Source organism: Acinetobacter sp. YH12144 (genome assembly GCF_013418345.1).
In the GTDB taxonomy this organism is placed as follows: Bacteria; Pseudomonadota; Gammaproteobacteria; order Pseudomonadales; family Moraxellaceae; genus Acinetobacter; species Acinetobacter amyesii.
This window is the reverse complement of sequence record NZ_VPCD01000026.1, coordinates 16,833-37,431: the sequence shown is the minus strand read 5'-3', so window position 1 is coordinate 37,431 and position 20,599 is coordinate 16,833. Positions and strand designations below refer to the sequence as shown.

14 protein-coding genes and 2 pseudogenes are annotated in these 20,599 nt (G+C 41.4%); 9 read left to right on the top strand and 7 right to left on the bottom strand.

The features are described 5' to 3' along the window. Positions 1-20 precede the first annotated feature (20 nt). Both FTU79_RS14850 and FTU79_RS14845 read right to left on the bottom strand, forming a co-directional pair. Positions 21-944, bottom strand: a complete 924-nt coding sequence (locus FTU79_RS14850) for a patatin-like phospholipase family protein (RefSeq protein WP_180024072.1) — start codon at positions 942-944, stop codon at positions 21-23. 61 nt (positions 945-1,005) lie between these two features. Further along, positions 1,006-1,640 (bottom strand): annotated as a pseudogene (locus FTU79_RS14845) (1-acyl-sn-glycerol-3-phosphate acyltransferase). A gap of 168 nt (positions 1,641-1,808) precedes the next feature. Here FTU79_RS14845 and FTU79_RS14840 point away from each other — a divergent pair. From FTU79_RS14840 to FTU79_RS14820, 5 genes are all read left to right on the top strand, one after another. Beyond that, entirely contained in the window at positions 1,809-3,095 is a 1,287-nt protein-coding gene (locus tag FTU79_RS14840) for an MFS transporter (protein ID WP_180051102.1), read from the top strand. Between the two features lie 127 nt (positions 3,096-3,222). Then, complete coding sequence (locus FTU79_RS14835) at positions 3,223-4,329, top strand: porin (RefSeq protein ID WP_180051099.1); 1,107 nt, start codon at positions 3,223-3,225, stop codon at positions 4,327-4,329. A gap of 140 nt (positions 4,330-4,469) precedes the next feature. Then, positions 4,470-6,140, top strand: coding sequence for a phosphoethanolamine transferase (locus FTU79_RS14830; protein WP_180051096.1), 1,671 nt, complete (start codon positions 4,470-4,472; stop codon positions 6,138-6,140). 3 nt (positions 6,141-6,143) lie between these two features. After that, a complete protein-coding gene (locus tag FTU79_RS14825) occupies positions 6,144-6,812 on the top strand; it encodes a response regulator transcription factor (RefSeq protein WP_078189962.1) in 669 nt (222 codons plus the stop codon). A 19-nt stretch (positions 6,813-6,831) separates the two neighbouring features. Further along, positions 6,832-8,151, top strand: a complete 1,320-nt coding sequence (locus FTU79_RS14820) for an ATP-binding protein (RefSeq protein ID WP_180051093.1) — start codon at positions 6,832-6,834, stop codon at positions 8,149-8,151. 43 nt (positions 8,152-8,194) lie between these two features. Here FTU79_RS14820 and FTU79_RS14815 read toward each other — a convergent pair whose 3' ends face one another. Further along, positions 8,195-8,902 (bottom strand): phosphatase PAP2 family protein, encoded by a 708-nt coding sequence (locus FTU79_RS14815; RefSeq protein ID WP_180051090.1) that lies wholly within the window; start codon positions 8,900-8,902, stop codon positions 8,195-8,197. Positions 8,903-9,074: 172 nt separating this feature from the next. On the opposite strand from FTU79_RS14815, the gene FTU79_RS14810 reads away from it, so the two are divergent. Beyond that, a complete protein-coding gene (locus FTU79_RS14810) occupies positions 9,075-9,773 on the top strand; it encodes an HAD family hydrolase (protein WP_180051087.1) in 699 nt (232 codons plus the stop codon). 75 nt (positions 9,774-9,848) lie between these two features. Here FTU79_RS14810 and FTU79_RS14805 read toward each other — a convergent pair whose 3' ends face one another. The 3 genes from FTU79_RS14805 to dhaK form a co-directional block, all read right to left on the bottom strand. After that, positions 9,849-11,036: an ammonium transporter gene (locus FTU79_RS14805; protein ID WP_180051084.1), complete on the bottom strand. Its 1,188-nt coding sequence runs from the start codon at positions 11,034-11,036 to the stop codon at positions 9,849-9,851. A 600-nt stretch (positions 11,037-11,636) separates the two neighbouring features. After that, positions 11,637-12,314 (bottom strand): DUF421 domain-containing protein, encoded by a 678-nt coding sequence (locus tag FTU79_RS14800; protein WP_180026487.1) that lies wholly within the window; start codon positions 12,312-12,314, stop codon positions 11,637-11,639. 222 nt (positions 12,315-12,536) lie between these two features. After that, a complete protein-coding gene (gene dhaK / locus FTU79_RS14795) occupies positions 12,537-14,267 on the bottom strand; it encodes a dihydroxyacetone kinase subunit DhaK (protein WP_180051081.1) in 1,731 nt (576 codons plus the stop codon). Between the two features lie 291 nt (positions 14,268-14,558). Here dhaK and FTU79_RS16755 point away from each other — a divergent pair. The 3 genes and pseudogenes from FTU79_RS16755 to FTU79_RS14780 all read left to right on the top strand — a co-directional run bounded on the left by FTU79_RS16755 (position 14,559) and on the right by FTU79_RS14780 (position 16,387). Continuing rightward, a pseudogene (locus tag FTU79_RS16755) lies at positions 14,559-14,926 on the top strand (endonuclease domain-containing protein). Positions 14,927-15,158: 232 nt separating this feature from the next. Further along, a complete protein-coding gene (locus FTU79_RS14785; RefSeq protein WP_180026485.1) occupies positions 15,159-15,764 on the top strand; it encodes a hypothetical protein in 606 nt (201 codons plus the stop codon). Beyond that, positions 15,761-16,387: a transglycosylase domain-containing protein gene (locus tag FTU79_RS14780; protein ID WP_180026484.1), complete on the top strand. Its 627-nt coding sequence runs from the start codon at positions 15,761-15,763 to the stop codon at positions 16,385-16,387. The genes FTU79_RS14785 and FTU79_RS14780 overlap by 4 nt, the downstream gene beginning before the upstream one ends. Positions 16,388-16,504: 117 nt before the next feature. On the opposite strand, the gene metH is transcribed toward FTU79_RS14780, so the two are convergent. After that, positions 16,505-20,194: a methionine synthase gene (metH, locus tag FTU79_RS14775; protein ID WP_180051078.1), complete on the bottom strand. Its 3,690-nt coding sequence runs from the start codon at positions 20,192-20,194 to the stop codon at positions 16,505-16,507. Positions 20,195-20,599 lie beyond the last annotated feature (405 nt).

The following is a 20,599-nucleotide window of genomic DNA, read 5'->3' as shown; positions in this document are numbered from 1 at the left end:
ATATAAAAAGAATCGTTGAATTATATTTTCGCTTTTGGTGCTGGTTTAAAGGCCGCAGGGGACTGTTTAAAGTTGTCGATCGCCTTAATAATGCTATTCACTTTAAGCTGTGCCGCTTTTTCACCTTCTAAAATCGTCGCATTGCTCGACTTCAAATCGAGTGTGCCAATATGTCCCACTTTAGGTTGAATCACGAAATTGGCATTTTTCAGTTCTTCATTAATACTTTGTTGTCCCATGATGTTAATGGTTTGATCGAGTAAACCAAACATGCTTACGGCTTTGCTACCGTCAGGACGCGCAGAAATATCAACCGCAATCACGATATCTGCACCCATATCACGTGCCGTTTTGACTGGAATCGGGCTGACTAAACCACCATCGACATATTTCACCCCTGCAATGGTTGCAGGTACAAATACATTTGGAATGCTGCACGATGCACGTACCGCTTGGCCTGCATTACCACGGTTAAATTCAGTTTTACTGCCATTATCCAAACGGGTGGCTACGGCAGCAAAGCGCTTTGGAAATTGTTCAATTGATTTATTTCCGACGTTTTTATTAACAAAGTCTTGCAGTTTTTGCCCTTGAATAATGCCTTGGCTATTTAAGGTTAAGTCACGAATATCGGACTCTTTAAAGTTCAGGGCCAATTGCTGCATTTGATAAGGTGTTTTACCGCTGGCGTACAAGCTACCGACAAAACTACCCGCACTGGTCCCAGTCACAATTTTAGGTTTAATACCGTGCGATTCGAGCACTTTAAGCACACCAATATGAGCAAAACCTTTGGCACCGCCGCCACCGAGCGCAATCGCGATCACCGGTTCACGTGCTTTGGCTGGTGTAGGTGTCGTGGTCGCTGGCGTTTTAGTTGCAGAGTCACAGCCAGTGAGTGCCAATACGAAGAGGCTAGGAATCAGGTATTGCAAAAGTTTCATGGGTGAAATCTGATGGTTAAATATACAAAGTGCACATCACATCAAAAAAATAGCCATTTGACTAGGGCTTTTTCCAGTGCTTTTGTAACGGCAAGGCCAACCATTCGGGATTTTTCGGGGAAAATTTGCCATCATAAATCTTCAAAATTTTTTCGAGATCAGTTTCAAAATCTCCACTGGGTTCAAAAACACCCAAGCAATGAATGGTTTTCTTTGCATAATCAAAGCTAAACATCACAATAGGTATCTGTGCTTCATAGGCAATATAGTAAAAACCACTGCGGATTTTATCGGCTTTTTTTCGTGTTCCCTCAGGTGCCATTACAATCCAAATTTGATCTGTCGCTTGGACAATCTCAGCAATTTCATGCGTCAGTCCATGTGGATTTTCACGTTGCACAGGGATCACGCCGACCCAATCCAAAAGTGGTTTTAAGGGAGTATCAAAAAGGGTGTTTTTACCAAAAATGGTTATTTTATCCCGATTCCAAGCAAGGCGAGAAAACCATGCCATGCATCTATATTAGAAGTATGCGGAGAAATGATCGCTACAGCTTTGGCAAGGTTGGGAAATTCGCCGTCAAATTTCCATCCTTGTGCCAAAAAAAGTTTTTTAAAAATAGCGCGGCTCAGGGGGGAGCCGCGTGATGGAACTTGATCGGGCAAAACTGGAAATAATTGAGTCTTTTGATTCATTGCATATTCTTATATAAGTGAAATCCATTTTCGACGTGATGCACTTTAAAAATACGGCATCAGTATTGACCTTTATCTTAGGTCGATGATTTTTTTAGATCATTGGCAAAATAGCCGTATTTTGACTACTCTAAATGTAACTTCAGCGCATTCAATATTAAGGAACTTATGATCCAGCTTCGTCAGCTCTATCTTTTACTGTTTTCCTTATATTGGGCGCAAGGGTTACCTGTCGGTTTTATGACGCATGCTTTACCAGTGATTTTAAGAGCGCAAGGTGTGTCTTTGGCACATATTGGTGGCTTTGGATTACTCATGCTGCCATGGTCGATCAAAGTTTTTTGGGCTCCGTGGATTGATCGACATGGTTCAAGGTCCAAAGGGCACTATCGGAGTTGGATTATCCCAATGCAGTTGTTGTCCGTGGTGGTCTTGGTCTTTCTGTCCTTTTTGCCGATCCAAAGCTTGAATGAACCGATGTACCTGCTGCTGTTTTTTGTGGCTTTACTCAGTATGAATTTGGTCGGTGCGACTCAAGATGTCGCAACCGATGGCTTGGCTGTCAATATTTTAAAAACTGACCAACAGCACTGGGGCAATACCTTTCAGGTGATTGGTTCCAGACTCGGCTTTATTGTCGGTGGTGGTGCTGTGCTTTGGGCCTTGGATTGGTTGGATTGGCAAGCTACATTTCTGTTTTTAGCGGCATTGGTGTTCATCAATACCATTCCTATTTTTATGTATCGAGAACCTTTAAAGCCGCCACTCAACATAAAATCCTCTCAAGAGCATGATAACAACCATAAGCATACTTCAGGCTTGTTCTACGCCATTCGCCAGTATTTGAAGTATTTTACCCAAACTAAAACCCTCACACTGTGGCTGATGATCTTATTGAGTTTTAAGCTTGCAGATGGTCTAGCAGGACCCTTACTTAAGCCGCTGATGGTCGATTTAGGATTGAGTTTTAGTCAAATCGGTCTATATGTCACCATGCTAGGTGCAGTGGCTGCTTTAATTGGGGCAGGGCTTGCTGGTCTTAGCTTGAAGTATATTTCTCGGGCGCAAGCCTTGGTTTTCTATTCAGTATTGAAAATATTCAGCTTATTAGCCTATGCATGGCTGGCTTTGCAGTTCGAGGCTAAACGGCCAGTCCATGAATGTCTGATCTATGGCATTAATGCTGCCGAAGACATGATTTCAGCCATGCTGCTCGTGATCATGCTGACTTTGGTGATGCAATATAGTCGTAAAGCATTTGCAGCAACGGACTTTACATTTCAGGTTGCCATTATGGCTACGGTGAGTGGGGGGCTGTATAGCATCAGTGGCATAGTGGCCGATCAGTTGGGTTATAGCACTTATTTATTTTGGATCACAGGTTTGGCTGCATTGAGCTTAGTCCCGATTCTATTTTGGGGAAAAGCATCAAAAAATGACCAAAATCACTTCTAAATCATGATTTTGGTTGTTTTTTATCAGCTAAAGCACTAAAAGAGCAATGCAAATATTATTTTAATAATTTTGTAATATGTTTCGCGTGTGTAATATCTGTTACAAAATAATTTAAGGAAAATTTTTGATGAAAACTAAGTTAGCAGCGGCTATCGCATTGAGCCTTTTGGCTGGGTCAACCTTTGCAGCACCAACCTTCTACGGTGAAATTGATGCGTCAGTTGATTATTTACCTGAAGATAATAAAACGGGTGTTTCAGATAAAGATGTCGTTGAAATCAGTTCAAACAGTTCTTTCTTGGGTTTAAAGGGTGATGAAAAACTGACTGACCGTTTAAGCGCAGTTTATGCAATTGAATGGGCATTTAACTCAGACGGCGAAGGCGATGACTGGTCTAAGCGTAACCGCTTCGTTGGTTTGAAAGATGCGAAACTTGGTACATTGAAAGTCGGTGCACACGATACACCATTAAAACAATTGTCTAGTCCGGTTGATACATTCAACAACTACGTGGGTAACCGTGCTGATGTTACAGGCATCATGACGGGTGAAAACCGTGTAGATAACGTTGTTGTCTATGAATCACCAGCATTTAAAATTGCTGAAGGTGCAATTAAAGTTAATGCATTGCTTGCAACAGGTGAATCTTCAGGAATCAAGAGCGACAAAGGTGTAGTAAAAACTGCAGGTCGTGGTCTTGGCGATGCTTGGTCGGCGTCTGTTGTCTATGACAGCCCCGTTGTTGTTGCAGGTTTAGCGTATGACAAAGCTATTCCATCGAACTTTGGTGGTGTAGGGATTTTAAATGCTGAAAGTCCTGAAGTTGCGGGTACAAAAGCATTTGCGGCAGCCAATACCGTTCGTGCGATTGGTCGTGTAAATCTTGAAGGTGGTTTGGCCCTCAAAGCACTGTATCAAACATCAGAGGTTGAGGCTGCTAAAGGTAATGAAGTTGCAGCAGAAAATATTGATGATGCTCAAGGTTGGTTAGTCGGTGCAGAATACAATTTACCCTCTGCAAAAGCGTGGACAGTAAAAGCACAATATAGTCAAAATACCACGACCTATAAAGTGGGTGATGATTACGAAGCTCAGCAATTCATTGCAGGTGCGGATTATGCATTTAGCAAACAAGTGAAAGCATATGGCTATGCGGGTTACTTGGCACTTGAAAAAGGTCCAGATGAAAGCGAACAACCCGTATTGGGTACAGGTCTAGAATTTAAATTCTAAGACCTTGATTTAAGTTGTTCAAAAGGCGATGTTTTACATCGCCTTTTTTGATTTTTCTTGCTTGGTTTTGATCAATTTTAAGTGATTTTTAAGTTTGAATTTTTAGATTAGGGCATCAAAGATCAATAATTGATGCCAATATGCTTCAGGTCATAGCTAAAATACAGCAAAAAATTCCAAGACTTAGTTTAAGTCAATTTAACCTCGTGCTTGCCTTATGGCTTGGGGTGGTTTTGAACCTTACGTTTTATCAGCAAATCCAGCAGCTCACGCCTTATACGGGGCTGAAGGCCGGACTATTTTTAGCGGCAACCGTACTGGTGGTGGTGGCACTTTATAATGTGCTGATGCAACTCCTGCAATGGCGATGGAATTCAAAACTTTTGGCGAGTGTTTTGCTGATCATTGGTGGCTTGAGTGCTTATTTCGTCAATAGTTTAGGCGTGACCATTACATCTGACCAAGTGCAGAACATGATGCAAACAGATGTAAAGGAAGTGCAGGATTTAATCTCGCCACAATTTTTTATCTGGGTCTTTGGACTGGTTATTTTGCCAGTGCTATTGATCTGGCTTTTGCCACTGCATAAAGAAGCCCTAAGCACGGTCGTAGCCAAAAAGGGTCTACATATAGTGCTATCGCTCATCCTTTTGGGTGCTTTGCTGTTTGTTTATTTTGTCGATTATGCTGCGATTTTTCGTGAGCATCGTGACTTAAAAGGCATGCTCTCACCACAAAACAGTATCGCTTCGACATTTTCCTATTATCACAAAAAAGCACCGAAACAGAATTTGCCATTGCTGAACTATGGTGAAGATGCACATATGGTTGAAAACGTAAGCGCCAAAAGCTTACCAAAATTGATGGTCTTAGTGGTTGGTGAAACTGCGCGCGCGGAAAGTTTTTCACTCAATGGCTATGCTAAAAATACCAATCCTGAACTCAGTCAGCAAAATATTATCAATTTTAGCCAAGTCAGTTCATGTGGCACGGCAACCGCTGTGTCTGTTCCTTGTATGTTCTCGGGTATGCCGAGAACCGAATATGACGAACAGCTTGCAAGTCATCGCGAAGGTTTACTCGATATTGCACAGCGTGCAGGCTATAAGGTGACGTGGCTAGATAATAATTCAGGCTGTAAGGGCACATGTACACGTGTTGAAAAATATGAATTTCCTGAAGCGCTGAAGAAAAAGTGGTGTGATGCCGATGGCGAATGTCATGATGAAATCTTGGTGGATGGTTTGAAGGCATATTTGGCTTCGATCCCCAAAGCAGATCCAACTCCCCGTTTAATTGTGTTACACCAAATGGGCAGTCATGGCCCTGCTTATTTCAAACGAAGTACCGCAGCGTTTCAAAAATTTAAGCCAACCTGTAATAGCAATGCCATACAGGGATGTAGCTCGACGGAATTAATAAATAGTTATGACAACAGTATTGTCTATACCGACCATGTACTGAGTAAATTGATTAACACTTTAAAAGTGACTGACCACTATCAAACAGGACTGTGGTATTTGTCCGATCATGGTGAGTCGACAGGTGAGCATGGCTTATATTTACATGGTTCTCCATACGCAATTGCACCGTCACAGCAAACGCATGTACCGATGTTGATGTGGTTTTCACCGGCGTGGCAAAAAAATAATTCAGCGCAATATACTTGTTTAATGGCACAAAAAAGCAAAAAATTAAGTCAGGATAATCTATTTCCATCGCTATTGAGTTTGCTCGATGTGCAGACTCAAGTGATTGATGAAAAAAACAATATGTTGCAACAATGTACTTCAGTACAGCGCAGGACTTAAGCCATGCACAAAATACTTATTATTGAAGATGATTTCATGATTGCCGAATCGACTAAAACCTTGTTGAACTATCAACAGTTTGAAGTCGAGTGGGTGAATAATGGTATCGATGGCTTAAAGCTCATAATGCAAGGGGGGATTGATATCGTCTTACTAGATCTGGGTTTGCCGATGATGGATGGTATGCAAGTCCTGAAACAAATTCGTCAAATGCAGCCTAAATTGCCAGTGTTAATCATCTCGGCACGTGATCAATTACAAAATCGTGTAGATGGTTTAAACCATGGGGCAGATGACTATCTGATTAAACCTTATGAGTTTGATGAATTACTTGCACGGATTCATGCGCTCCTTCGACGCACAGGGCTGAGTTCAGTCGAAGCACCACAGAAAATTTTAAAACATGGTGAATTGATTTTAGATATTGAGCAGCATCTTGCACGCTATAAGGGGCAATATGTTGATTTATCTAACCGTGAATGGGCCATATTGATTCCACTGGTGACGCATCCGAATAAGATTTTTTCGAAAGCCAATTTAGAAGATAAGCTTTATGATTTTGATAGTGATATCAGTAGTAATACCATAGAAGTGTATGTGCATCATCTCAGAACAAAATTAGACAAAGATTTTATTCGCACCATTCGTGGTTTAGGTTATCGACTCGGTTAAGGCAAAGGAATTATCAACCATGCAGCAGCCTTATTCTCTGAAAAAGAGACTAATTATTTATGTGTCTGTTTTCAGTATGTTTTTGGGCTGTCTTTTGGTGTTTTCAGCTTATCGAATTGCACTTGAAGAAATTAATGAAATTTTAGATGCGCAAATGCAAAATTTGGCGGAACGTGTTGCAGAGCATGATCCGCAGCCTATTCGCGGCGAATTTGATCAACATAAGCGTTATCACGAAGAAGATTTATTTGTTGATGTGTGGACTTATCAGTCCAATGCGCATCAAACCCATCAATTAAAATTATTGGTCGCGCCTCAGCCCAAAGCCGGTTTTTATACCCACAATACCCAACAAGATGAGTGGCATACCTATATTTTGCCACTTGCAGATCGGCAAATTCAGGTCAGTCAGCAAGAATCGGTACGACAGCATCTTGCAGCAGAATTGGCCAGTAGCATGTTTATTCCCTATTTGGTTTTTATACCTTTTGCATTAATCGCTTTGGGATGGTTGATTCAACGCAGTTTAAACCCACTGGAAAAATTTAAAAAAGAACTGGCAAAACGGGATGCCTTTGAACTTTCTCCAATCTCTCAAATGCCGTATCCAGAGGAAATTGCACCGACTATTATTGAAATGAACCAGTTGTTTGAACGAATTTCATTGTCACAGCAGGAACAGCGCCAGTTTATTGCTGACGCAGCGCATGAGTTACGGACCCCGATTACCGCACTGAATTTGCAAATGCAGATTTTGCTACAAAAATTTCCACAAGATGACGCTCTACAAAATTTGAGTAAAGGTTTAATTCGTATTCAGCATTTGGTCAGTCAATTATTGAGTTTGGCAAAACAAGATGCCTCGGTCTTTGAACTTGAGCGCAAACAACATTTTGATCTTAAGCAAGTCGCAACCAATTGCGTGGAGCAACTGGTACATTTGGCGATGCAAAAAGATATTGACCTTGGCATGGAGCAACAACAAAGCATTGCCTTATATAGTCTTGAGCCAACGGTACATTCAATCATTTTTAATTTGATTGATAATGCCATTAAATATATCCCTGCACAGGGCATGATTAATGTCTCCGTCTTTGAACATGCGGGGCAGGCGGTTGTACAGGTTGAAGATAGTGGGCCTGGCATCGACCCAGCTTTATATGAGCAAATTCGAAAACGCTTTTATCGAATTTATAATCATGAAGAAATTGGAAGTGGTTTAGGGCTAGCGATCGTGGATAAAGCCGCAAAACATATCGGTGCGGATTTGAAATTTTCTAAAAGTGAAACATTGGGTGGTCTGAAAGTGAGTTTACAGATCCCATTTAGTGAATCATGAGTGACTCAATCATTTTCAGATCAAGCTCAATTCAGGGACTTAATTAGATCCATGTAAAAGGTTTGCTGTTTTGCTGCGTAGTCGATGCAGTGAAATGGCGAGAAAACAGCACATACATGACACAATTAAATGCCCAAATGATCCATACGGTCCAAAGGTTATGACTCAGAAAATGCGCACCCCGCATCATTTGCGCCCAGCCAAAAGCAAAGCCTAAAATCAGCCCTGCAGATAAAAAGAAGTAGGCACGGGCAGGTCGATGTATTCGATAAACAAAATATCCAGTGATTAGGGCAAAACCAGTTGCAGCATGACCACCGGGAAAACAGTGTCCTTGGCGTGCTGAAAAATCCCAAGAAAAGCCATGGGCTGTAGCGACTGTCATATTCCAAGGGCAGGCATGTGCAGATTGTGATTTGAGCAACCCAATGATTGCCGTGCTGAGTAGAGCCACTACGATAAAATAACCAAATTCAAACTTGCGTGCTTTTAGATGAGGATATTTAAAACTGCATATCCATGCTGCGATATAGAGAACATAAACGCCTATGACGATATTCTTGATATAGCGATGGTTCAGCACAGCAAGTGCCCAATCATTACGATGAGGAAAACTACCATGTAGGTCGACCCAAGGCTGAATAAAAGCTTGGTCGAGCGAACCACCAACGGGGAAAAAATAAAGTAGGCCAATCATACTGAGCGTGAGCAGCAGGGCTTGTCGTAATAAAAAGGAACGGTTCGAGAGCATAAGTCGTGTGATGTGCTGAAATTATTTTGTTTGAATGCTGCTATTTGAAACCACGAAGCTTAAATCAGACTTAATCGGCTATTTGAACTGTATCGATATCGATAGTGAAGAAGGTGCATAAAGCAAAACGGGCATTGTGTTAAAGTTTTTGAAAACTCAGTAATAAAGATTTATGAGCATACGTGCAGTCCTTTTTGATTTAGATAATACTTTGACTCACCGAGATCACAGCGTTCAGGCGTATACGCAGTATTTAGCCAAGTCTTATCAGTCGACGCTGGTGGAGGTAGACCTTGTACAGATTAAACGTATTATTAACCGTATAGATAATGTGGGATATCCGAAAAAAGAACTCCTTACTCATCCGAGTATTGGGGCATCTGTCGCTTATGCTCTACAAACGGAGCTGAATTGGATACATCAACCCGATTTTGATGAGCTCACAAAATTTTGGTTTCAGTACTTCGGTCAGTTTGCCGTGGCGATGCCTGGGGCATTGAGCTTGCTGCAGCAACTAAAACAACAGCAGTATAAATTGGCGGTGGTGTCGAATGGTGGACATGCCACACGACTGAACATTTTAAATGGACTAGGTTTTGCATCGTATTTTGATCAGATCATCAGCTCGGAAAGTGCCGGGATCAGTAAGCCCAAAGTTGAAATATTTCAGCATAGTTGTCGTGAATTGGGCGTGGCTGAAACCGAGTGTTTATTTATTGGTGATCATCCTGTCAATGATATTTATGGTGCGAGCCAAGCAGGGATGTCTGCCGTTTTGCTTGAAGGCTTTCATGCTTTAAGTGCAGAACAACAGCACAGCATTCCCAATAAAATTCAGCATTTGGATCAGGTCTTAGATTTTCTAAAATAAGGTGATTTAAACTCAAGCTTTAAGCGAAGTTCAGGGTAAAAAAAGCGGCATAAATGCCGCTTTAGATTGTGCTGTTTAGAACATGTTTTCTTCAGAGTTTGCCGAAATACGGTGAATACTTAAGTCTGCACCACGGAATTCTTCTTCTTGATCTAAGCGAATGCCCATTGTGACTTTGAGTAGACCATAAACGATGAGTCCACCTGCCAATGCAATCAAGATTGCGAGTAGCGTGCCGATACATTGAGAGATCATTGAAATACCGCCTAAACCGCCCAACCATTTTTGTCCAAATACACCCACTGCAATACCACCGAAAGCACCACAGACACCGTGTAGTGGCCATACGCCAAGTACATCATCGACTTTGAGTTTGTTTTGAGTGTATGTAAATAGTTTGACAAAGATCAGACCTGCGATAGCGCCGATAATTAACGCACCGACAGGATGAACTACATCTGAGCCTGCACAGATTGCAACCAAACCTGCTAAGGGACCATTATGTAAGAAACCGGGGTCATTTTTACCCATAAAGTTTGCTGCAAGCGTGCCACCCACCATTGCCATGAGAGAGTTAATCGCAACCAGTCCTGAAATGGCATCCAAACGTTGTGCACTCATCACGTTAAAGCCAAACCAACCGACGATTAAAATCCAAGAACCTAAGGCAAGGAATGGAATACTTGAAGGCGGGTGCGCGCTGATACGACCGTCTTTTTTATAGCGTCCATGACGTGCGCCAAGTAAAAGTATTGCAGCTAAAGCGATCCAACCGCCCATCGCATGTACCACGACCGAACCTGCAAAATCATGAAATGCTGCGCCAAATGTGCGTTCTAACCATGCTTGTAGCCCAAAATTACCATTCCATGCCATGCCTTCAAAGAATGGATAGACCAAAGCGACCAATAATAATGTGGCAATCGCTTGAGTCCGCATTTTTGCACGTTCAGCAATACCACCTGAAATAATCGCTGGAATGGCTGCGGCAAAAGTCAGCAGGAAGAAACAACGCATTAAGTTGTAGCCATGATCGGCTGCTAAAGTGTCCCCAATATGGAAAAAGTGCTGACCATAAGAGATGTAATAACCCACAAAAAAGTATGCAATTGCGGAAATAGAAAAGTCAGTCAAAATTTTACTCAGCGCATTGACCTGATTTTTATGTCGTACTGTACCTAATTCTAAAAATGCAAAGCCAGCATGCATGGCAAGAACCAATACTGCACCAAGAAGGAGAAAGAGGAGATCTATATTTTGCATAAGGTGTTCCAGTTTAGTGCGCTAGTTCACGAAAAGAACTTCAGTATATCGAGCGAAAAAAAATGGAAAAGAGATTGGCGCTAGGGAAATTTTGATTAAAAAAACTTAAAAATACATAAGACTCGATATAAAGCAAAGACTTGCATGGGTGTGATATTAACGCACTAAAGTGGTGCAATAGTGTTTTGCAATGAGAAAATTAAATGAATGATTATTAAGTGAAAAACTATGTTTTTTGAATCTGTTTAAAAAATGAAAAACAAATAGCGCCATTTCTGAGTTAATTCAGGGCAATTCATTATTTTGTATTTTTATCTGATTGATAGATGTTAGCGCGAGAATGAAACTGAAAATTGACGAATGATACATTTTTGGGAGTCTGTCTGAGCATCTTGGGGTCTTTAAAAGATGAAAGCTTGATGTCTTGCCTGAATTGAAATGATGCACAGATATTAACCCATGAAATCTCTGCTGCTGCACTTTTAGATGGCGAATAAAACATTGAAGGGTGGGTTTGAGGTGATGGTCGTTGGGTCTGACTGTATTTGATGACGTGTTTAATTGAAGAGGCACAGAATTTTAAGTTTAAGCCTTGAATGCTTAAGCTAAACGCTGTGTATTAATCGCTTCAGCCCAGCCACAACATCCGCAGCGCGGGCAGGTATCCTGAGCACCGTGAATGTACATGGTTTTGCCACAGTGCGTACAGGCATACAGCTGATGCATTTTGATATCTCGAACCGCTTTATAGGGTTTCGGAAATAGTGGCAGTCCATAACGCACTTGTTCAGGTGGGTAAAACAGAATACTAAACTTGCCATCACTTTCTAATAAACCAACTCGAACTTGTCCTAGATGCTCAACATTTTGCTGACGCATTTCAGAGAAGAATTCATCATGTGACATTTTACCTTGTTTAATCTTTTCTAAAACCAATTCACCATCTTCCACAATGTAGAGGGCTTTGCCTTCAATTAAATCTTCAAAGGGTTGGTATTTCATCATTAGCCAAGTGATTACGCGGTATAAACCAATCACCACCGTCATCACGATGAGAGCTTGTAAGATGGGGAGTTCCTCATCAAACATCGGATCGCCAGCAATTGAGCCTAAAGCGAGTAAGATCGCGACCTCAAAAATAGACAACTGACGAACGCCACGTTTCCCTGTAAGGCGTAAAAAAACGATAATTAAAACGAACATAATGATGCTGCGTAAGATAACTTCAGCAGCAAAGCTCCATGTCGTGTCATGGATGAAAATTTGAGTGATATCCATGTCTCATCCTTTTTAATCGTTATGTGTTTTAACTTAGCAAAGCGCTGGGCGATAAAGCAGCTCAATTGTGTTAATTTTTAAGCATTATTTGAAAATGGATTTCATGCTAAGGGTATTGTATGCATGAGATATTTGATAAAAAAAGTGCTTTAAAATAGTCATAAAAAAGCACCGACGAATCGATGCTTTTGATGTGGTCTGGCAATTTTTAAAGATGCTCAGTTATTTAATATGTTCTGCAATATCCGTAAAGATTACACCTAAACCATGTGCGCCAGCATCTGGATAGCCAAGACTACGGTCGCCTACAGTTCCCGCACGTCCCATACGCGCTACGATTTCTTTGGTCTTTTCAGCGCCTTGAACCGCCGCTTTTGCACCAAGTACAAAGTTTTCTTTAAAGGATTTATCGGTATGGGCAGACCAAGAATCTGCGCATGGTACAAGTGCATCAATCAGGGTTTTATCACCCACCACTGCGCCGCGTCCAAATGAACGCTCACCTGTAGTTTGAATGCCTTTGATCGCTGCTTGCAGCATCTCGGCAAAATCAGCGACAGTTAAAACTGATTTGCCTTGAATTGATTTCGCTGCCGCACGGAATGCTGAACCCCAGATTGGGCCAGACGCGCCACCACAATGTTCCATAATGATCATTGAGCAGTTCAGCATGAATTCATCCATCTGCTGCGCTTGAATCAGACTTTGCCATTCACGTTTTAATTGCTTAAAGCCTTTCGCCACGCTCATACCGAAGTCGCCGTCACCAGCATGCGCGTCCAGCTCACAGAATGGCACTTCATTTCTAATGATACAGGCAGACATCACATCCACCACATAGCGCATGTTTTCGATGGTGAATTGCTCATTGCTAATCACCGCATGTTCAGGCTGTGTTTCAACTTGGGTGTTTACTACAGCTTCGGCTGAAGAATCTTTGGACACAAAAGTTAAAGGCTGTGCTGCTGAACCATCCATTTTAAATGCAGGGGTATTGGCTGCTGCATCGAGGTAGGTTTTCAATTCATCATCGACAGCAAGCAAGGACACAGATGCACCATTCATGTCGATACTGGTCATGTAGTTGCCGACAAATGTGCGGTAAATTTTGATGCCTTTACGTGCAAGGTGTTCGCATACATCATGGTTAAAGACATACAACTCTTGCAGCGGTGTGCTACCAAAGCCATTGACCAAGACTGCAACTTCTTTCATGTCTGGACGGTCGAGGAATAAATCATCCACGATGCGCTGTGCCATTTTTTTAGAAGGCAATATTTTTTCACGACGGATGCCGGGTTCACCGTGAATGCCGACGCCATATTCCATTTCGTCATCAGTCAAAGTAAACGTTGGCGTGCCTTTGGCTGGAACAGTACATGAGCTATAAGCAAAACCAAGGCTAATGACGTTGTCTGCAGCTTTTTGAGCAATCGCTTTTACGTCTGCAAGTTCTAAGCCTTTTGATGCTGCTGCGCCTGCAATCTTATGTACAAATACTGTGCCTGCAACACCACGACGACCGACTGTATATAGGCTGTCTTTAACCGCAATGTCATCTGCCACTTTTACATAGTCAACTTTAATGCCGTCTTCAGTTGCAAGGGCTGCGCCATTCTGGAAATTCATCATATCGCCAGAATAGTTTTTGATGATCATCAACACGCCTTTGTCGGTTGCGACGTGTTGTAAGGCTTTATAGACCTGAATTTGCGATGGAGATGCAAACACGTCCCCACATACGGCAGCGTCTAACATGCCTGTACCGACAAAACCTGCATGGGCAGGTTCGTGACCGCTACCACCACCACTGATAAGTGCCACGTTATTGTGCTTTTCTTTGCGTGTAATGATTTTGTGCGACTCGTTAAATGCGAGTTCTGGATGGGCAAGAACAAAGCCTTTGCACATTTCAATTACGATGTTTTCTGCACCGTTCATGAGTTTTTTCATTAATGCACCAATGGGTTATGAATTTGGGGAGATCTAAAGTGATTATTATAAGGAAATTGGCGTGGTGTCTGACATAAAAGTGTAAAAAAGGGCAGTTGATCGATGAGTGTGGTGGAAAATTGACGTCTCAGTTGTATATATTCTTCGATAGAATCCCTCTCTTGCGAAGCTACGCTTCTCACCTTTTACAAAGGGGGACTTTTTCATGTGATTAAATGAATTACGTGATAGTCCCTCCCTTTTTTAAAGGGAGGTTAGGAGGGATTAAAAATATTAAAATAGAAGAATAAAATGAAACCCTACAATAAAAATTTAAAACAAGCCTCGCGTGATTTACGCAATAACATGACTGATTTACCTCTCCCTAACCCTCTCCTGAGAGGAGAGGGAACTTTCACTATTGAATTAACCTGATTATTAAATTAGATGGTGCTCCCTCTCCCTTTGGGAGAGGGCTGGGGTGAGGGCTTGAATGTAGGCTTTAGTGCGATGGTAGTCAGCACTTTTCGCCTGAAGAATTAGAGGCAGATCGAATTCGAGATGAAGCTTTGGCTCAGCTTGGGCTAAAAGTGCTGAGGTTTGATAATGGGCAGGTAATGGCGCAGATTGATGATGTGGTGGAAGTGATTTATCGGTATTGTCTGAAAGAATCTCCCTAAATCCCTCTTTAAGAAAGAGGGACTTCACACGAATTTGATTGCCATTGTGGATTCGCGTAGTTCCTCCCTTTTTCAAAGGGAGATTAGGAGGGATTATAAGAAAAAATAGAAATATAAAGGTAATTAATCTCATGGTTTTCTAGATAAGTTGATTGTTTTTTATAGAGTTTTTCCTTTAAAAGACTTTATGTTTTATATAAAATGAATCAATTTCTTTATAAAAATCTTAAAAATGAGTGAAATTGAACTTTTGGATGTATTAATTAAGGATTTTGCATGTGGGGATGTATTAGAAGCAGTTTTTGCAGCAATCATTATTGCTGGTCTTTTCTTCTGGGTTAGAGAACGGGTTTTAGGAATACCAGACTTTTCAGGAAAATGGTATTTGAGATCTAAAACTGAGAAAACAGCATATAGACCCTATGAAAATATGGAATTACAACATAATTTATTTTTGAGATTAGAGGGGAATAATATTCGAGGAGCCTCTGAAAAAATTTATGAAGATTCTACTTATGGAAAACGTTTTACGCATAGCCGACATGTCCTTAAATATACTGGTAAACATCGTGCTAGAGCACAAATAGAAGGGTCAATTCAAAAAAATATTTTTGGTCCAGATATATTAACTTTACATGCAACTGAATATGGAGAGCGGAGACAATCAACAATTTATTGCAGATTTGAATTAAGGAAAAATTTCATCTTTTTTAGTGATCGTAAAGCAACTAAGTTTGAAGGTGATTTTTATTCAATGGTTGCTGATCAAAAAGGAAAAGTTTGGTTATCTAAAGAACCATTTCCCCAATCTATTGCTGAAATCAAAGGTAAAGTATGAGGGCACTTTATTTCTTAGCAACCATTCCATTTTATTTTGTAGCTAAGTTATTTCAAATTCTAAACTTTGATGAAATAAATTCTGATTTCAAGAAATGTGAAGTTCATTTAGATAGTATTTATCAGTTCGTAGATGATGAAACACTCAATATTTTATTCCTTGCTGAAGACCATAGATTTTCAATGCATTTTGGAATAGATCATTATGCAATGCTTCGTGCTATTTACTGCACAAAGTTTAAAAATGAATTTCAAGGAGCAAGTACAGTGGCTCAACAATATGTCAGAGTAATTACTGAAAGGTATGAGCGAACATGGATTAGAAAATTTCGTGAACAATTATTGTCTATTTTAATTTGTAGAAAATATAGTCATAAACACATAGCAACTGCCTATCTTAAAATTGCATTTTTGGGTTCAGGATTGAATGGAATAGATAAATATTTAAGAAGAGAACATAAAAAATATTCACAGTTGAGCACTATCGAAAAGATAGAAATAGTTGCTAGACTAAAATATCCCGAACCATTAAAACATAAAGGTTTATGGTTATTTAAAATGAAAATAAGAGTTACTAATATTTCTTGTAAATTGGCTAAAAAATCCCTCCCAGCCTCCCTTTAAAAAGGGAGGAGCTGTCACGTAATTAAATTGATACGCGAAAGTCCCCCTTTGAAAAAGGGGGATTTAGGGGGATTAAAAAATAAAAGCCCTCACTGTGAGAGCTTTTATTAATGCAAATTATTGAACCGAATCATCCAAATTCGGTGCTAACCAACGCTTCGCTTCATCCAAAGTCCAGCCTTTACGCTTTGCATAATCCTCAAGCTGATCGCCTGCGATTTTACCCACGTTAAAGTATTGGCTTTCAGGGTTTGCATAGTAAAAACCGCTGACAGATGAAGGCGGCCACATTGCAAAGCTAGAAGTCAATTGCGTACCAATTTTATCGGTAGAACCTAACCAATCAAACAATGGCGCTTTTTCAGAATGCTCAGGGCAAGCAGGGTAGCCCGGCGCAGGACGGATGCCTATATACTTCTCTTTAATCAATTCTTCATTGCTTAAGGTTTCAGAAGCTTGGTTGCCCCAGAACTCTTTACGAATGCGCTCATGCAAATGCTCCGCAAACGCTTCCGCAAAACGGTCACCTAAAGATTGCGCAAGAATTGCAGAGTAGTCATCGCCTTTAGCTTTGTACTCATTGGCCATTTCTTCTGCACCAAAGATCGATACAGTGAAACCGCCCAAGTAGTCTTCTGCGACACCTTTAGGCGCAATAAAGTCCGCTAATGACAAGTTTGGTTTACCTGTCACTTTATCAGACTGTTGACGAATGTGATGGAAGGTATGCGTAACCGATTGACCATCTTCGCTATACACTTCAACCGAATCCGCTGCTGAACGGTTTGCAGGGTAAATACCAAACACAGCACGAGCATCAAAACGTTTGTTGTCGATGATGTCTTTTAGCATGGTCTGTGCTTGTTCATACAAGTCAGTTGCTGCTTCACCTACAACTTCATCAGTTAAGATAGCAGGGAATTTACCTGCCAAACTCCAAGAAATGAAGAACGGTGTCCAGTCAAAGTATTCAACTAATGTTTCCAATGGATAATTGGTCAGCGTTTGCGTACCAATAAAGTTTGGCTTCACAGGTGCATTGGCTGCAAAGTCAATTTTTAAGCCATTTTCAACCGATTCAGCATACGTCAGTTTCGCTGCTTTCGGCTGTTTGTTAGCAATACGCTCACGGACTTTTTCATATTCAGCACGGGTTTCTGCTACAAACTTTGGCTTCATTTCCTTAGAAAGTAAAGTTGTTGCTACACCCACCGCACGAGATGCATCGGCAACATAAATGACTGCATCATTTGAATATTGCGGATCAATTTTCACTGCCGTATGTGCTTTAGAAGTGGTTGCACCGCCAATCATCAATGGAACATTAAAGCCTTTGCGCTGCATTTCTTTCGCAACAAAAACCATTTCATCCAGTGACGGCGTAATCAGGCCAGATAGACCAATAATGTCGACTTTCTCATCAATCGCAGTTTGTAAAATCTTCTCGCAAGGCACCATCACGCCAAGGTCGATGATGTCATAGCCGTTACAGCCTAACACCACACCTACGATATTTTTACCGATGTCATGCACATCGCCCTTAACAGTCGCCATCAGGACTTTACCCTTAGATTGGCCAGCTGTTTTTTCCGCTTCAATGAACGGATTCAGCCAAGCTACAGCCTGTTTCATGACACGTGCAGATTTCACCACTTGCGGCAGGAACATTTTGCCTGAACCGAACAAATCACCTACCACATTCATGCCGTCCATCAGCGGACCTTCAATCACATCGAGTGGACGTTTAGCTTTCAGACGTGCTTCTTCAGTATCTTCATCAATAAAGGTGGTGATACCTTTCACTAAAGCATGCTCAAGGCGCTTTTCTACGGGAAGCTCACGCCATTCCAAGTTTTCCACTTGTTTTTGCGCAGCACCTTGACCACGGTATTTTTCAGCAACTTCAAGCAGCTTTTCTGTAGCTTCTTGATGGCTTTCACCTTGGTTTTGGTTCAAGATCACATCTTCAACCGCAGCTTTCAGTTCAGCATCAATATCATCATAAATCGCCATTTGACCAGCGTTGACAATACCCATGGTCATGCCTTGCTTGATGGCATGGTACAAGAACACAGAGTGAATCGCTTCACGTACAGGTTCATTACCACGGAAGGAGAACGATACGTTAGACACACCGCCTGAAATCATCGCATGTGGTAAGTTTTGCTTGATCCAGCCTGTTGCTTCAATAAAGTCCACAGCATAGTTGTTGTGTTCTTCGATACCTGTTGCCACTGCAAACACGTTCGGGTCAAAAATGATGTCTTCAGCAGGGAAGCCCACTTCATTCACCAATACATCATAAGAGCGTTTACAGATTTCTTTTTTACATGCAGCAGTATCTGCCTGACCTTGTTCATCAAAGGCCATCACAATCACGGCAGCGCCATACTGACGGCACAAACGCGCTTTATGCACAAACTCGTCATAGCCTTCTTTGAGGGAGATCGAGTTTACAACCGCTTTACCTTGTACACATTTTAAGCCTGCCTCAATGATTTCCCATTTTGATGAGTCAATCATGATAGGCACACGTGAAATTTCAGGCTCAGAGGCTACAAGATTCAGGAAGTGCACCATTGCGCCTTCTGAATCCAGCATGCCTTCATCCATGTTGATGTCGATAATCTGAGCACCGGCTTCAACTTGCTGCTGTGCAACTTCTAAAGCTTCGGCAAAGTTTTCTTCACGGATTAAACGTAGGAATTTTTTAGAACCTGTCACGTTGGTACGTTCACCGACGTTTACAAACAGCGAATCTTCTGTAATGTTGAACGGCTCTAAACCGCTGAGACGGCAAGCGGGTTTGGTTTCTGGCACTTGGCGCGGCGCAATGTCTTTTACGGCATTGGCAATAGCACGGATGTGATCCGGCGTTGTACCGCAGCAACCGCCCGTGATGTTAATCAGGCCACTTTCTGCAAATTCTTTAATAAAGGCAGCGGTTTGTTCAGGGGTTTCATCATAACCGCCGAAGGCATTTGGTAAGCCCGCGTTCGGATGCGCCGAAACAAAAGTATCGGCAACGTCAGCAATGGTTTTTACATGCGGACGCATGGCATCTGCACCTAGGGCACAGTTAAAGCCAATCGACAATAAATCACCATGACGCACAGAGTTCCAGAACGCTTCAGCAGTTTGGCCAGTTAAAGTTCGGCCAGAGGCATCGGTAATCGTGCCTGAAATCATCAATGGCAATTCGTAGCCAATTTGGTTGAAGACTTCTTTCACTGCAAAAATGGCAGCTTTACAGTTTAAGGTATCGAATACAGTTTCAATGAGTAGAATATCCGCACCGCCTTCAATCAGGGCATGCGCAGCTTCAATATAGTTTTCTTTTAACTCATCAAAAGTAATATTACGAAATGCTGGGTCATTTACATTTGGCGAGATCGAGCAAGTACGTGAAGTCGGGCCAAGCACACCTGCAACAAAACGCGGTTTTTCAGGCGTTGAGTATTTTTCACAAGCTGCTTTGGCAATACGCGCTGCTTCACGGTTGATCTCTGATACCAAATCTTCCATATGGTAGTCAGACATTGAAACTTTTGTGCCGTTAAAGCTGTTGGTTTCAATGATGTCTGCGCCGGCATCGAGGTAGGCTTCATGAATGCCTTGAATAATTTGAGGCTGTGTCAACACCAATAGGTCATTATTGCCTTTGAGGTCAGATGCCCAATCTGCAAAACGCTCACCACGGTAGTCAGCTTCTTCGAGTTTATGACGCTGAATCATGGTGCCCATTGCACCGTCGATAATCAGAATCCGTTGAGCGAGCAGCTCTTTTAGGGTGGCAAGCGTGGACATAAATAACCCCAATCCGATGGAATATAAAATCGGCAAATATATTAACAGAATTCATTGCAGTTTTATTGATATTCAATCATCTTCACAGCGCGCAATTATTAGCTTGTTGAATTAATGAGCAATATTGCAACTTGATAATTTCATATTCCAATTTCATATAAATGTATGGAAAGCTTCATGAATTTGTCATATTGCTCAGGCAAGATTAAAAAACATCCAGCAGGGCTATGCAATATGACAAAAAACATGACAGATGAAATATAAGCTGAAACATTGGGTTTCAAAGAAAATAAAGTTTAAATACGCAGATTAAATAACTGATTTACTTTATGAAAGTAGAGTATAAAAGTCGGTTTTTAACACTTTAAAAAAACAAATAAAGCATGAAAAATTGCTTTATATGAC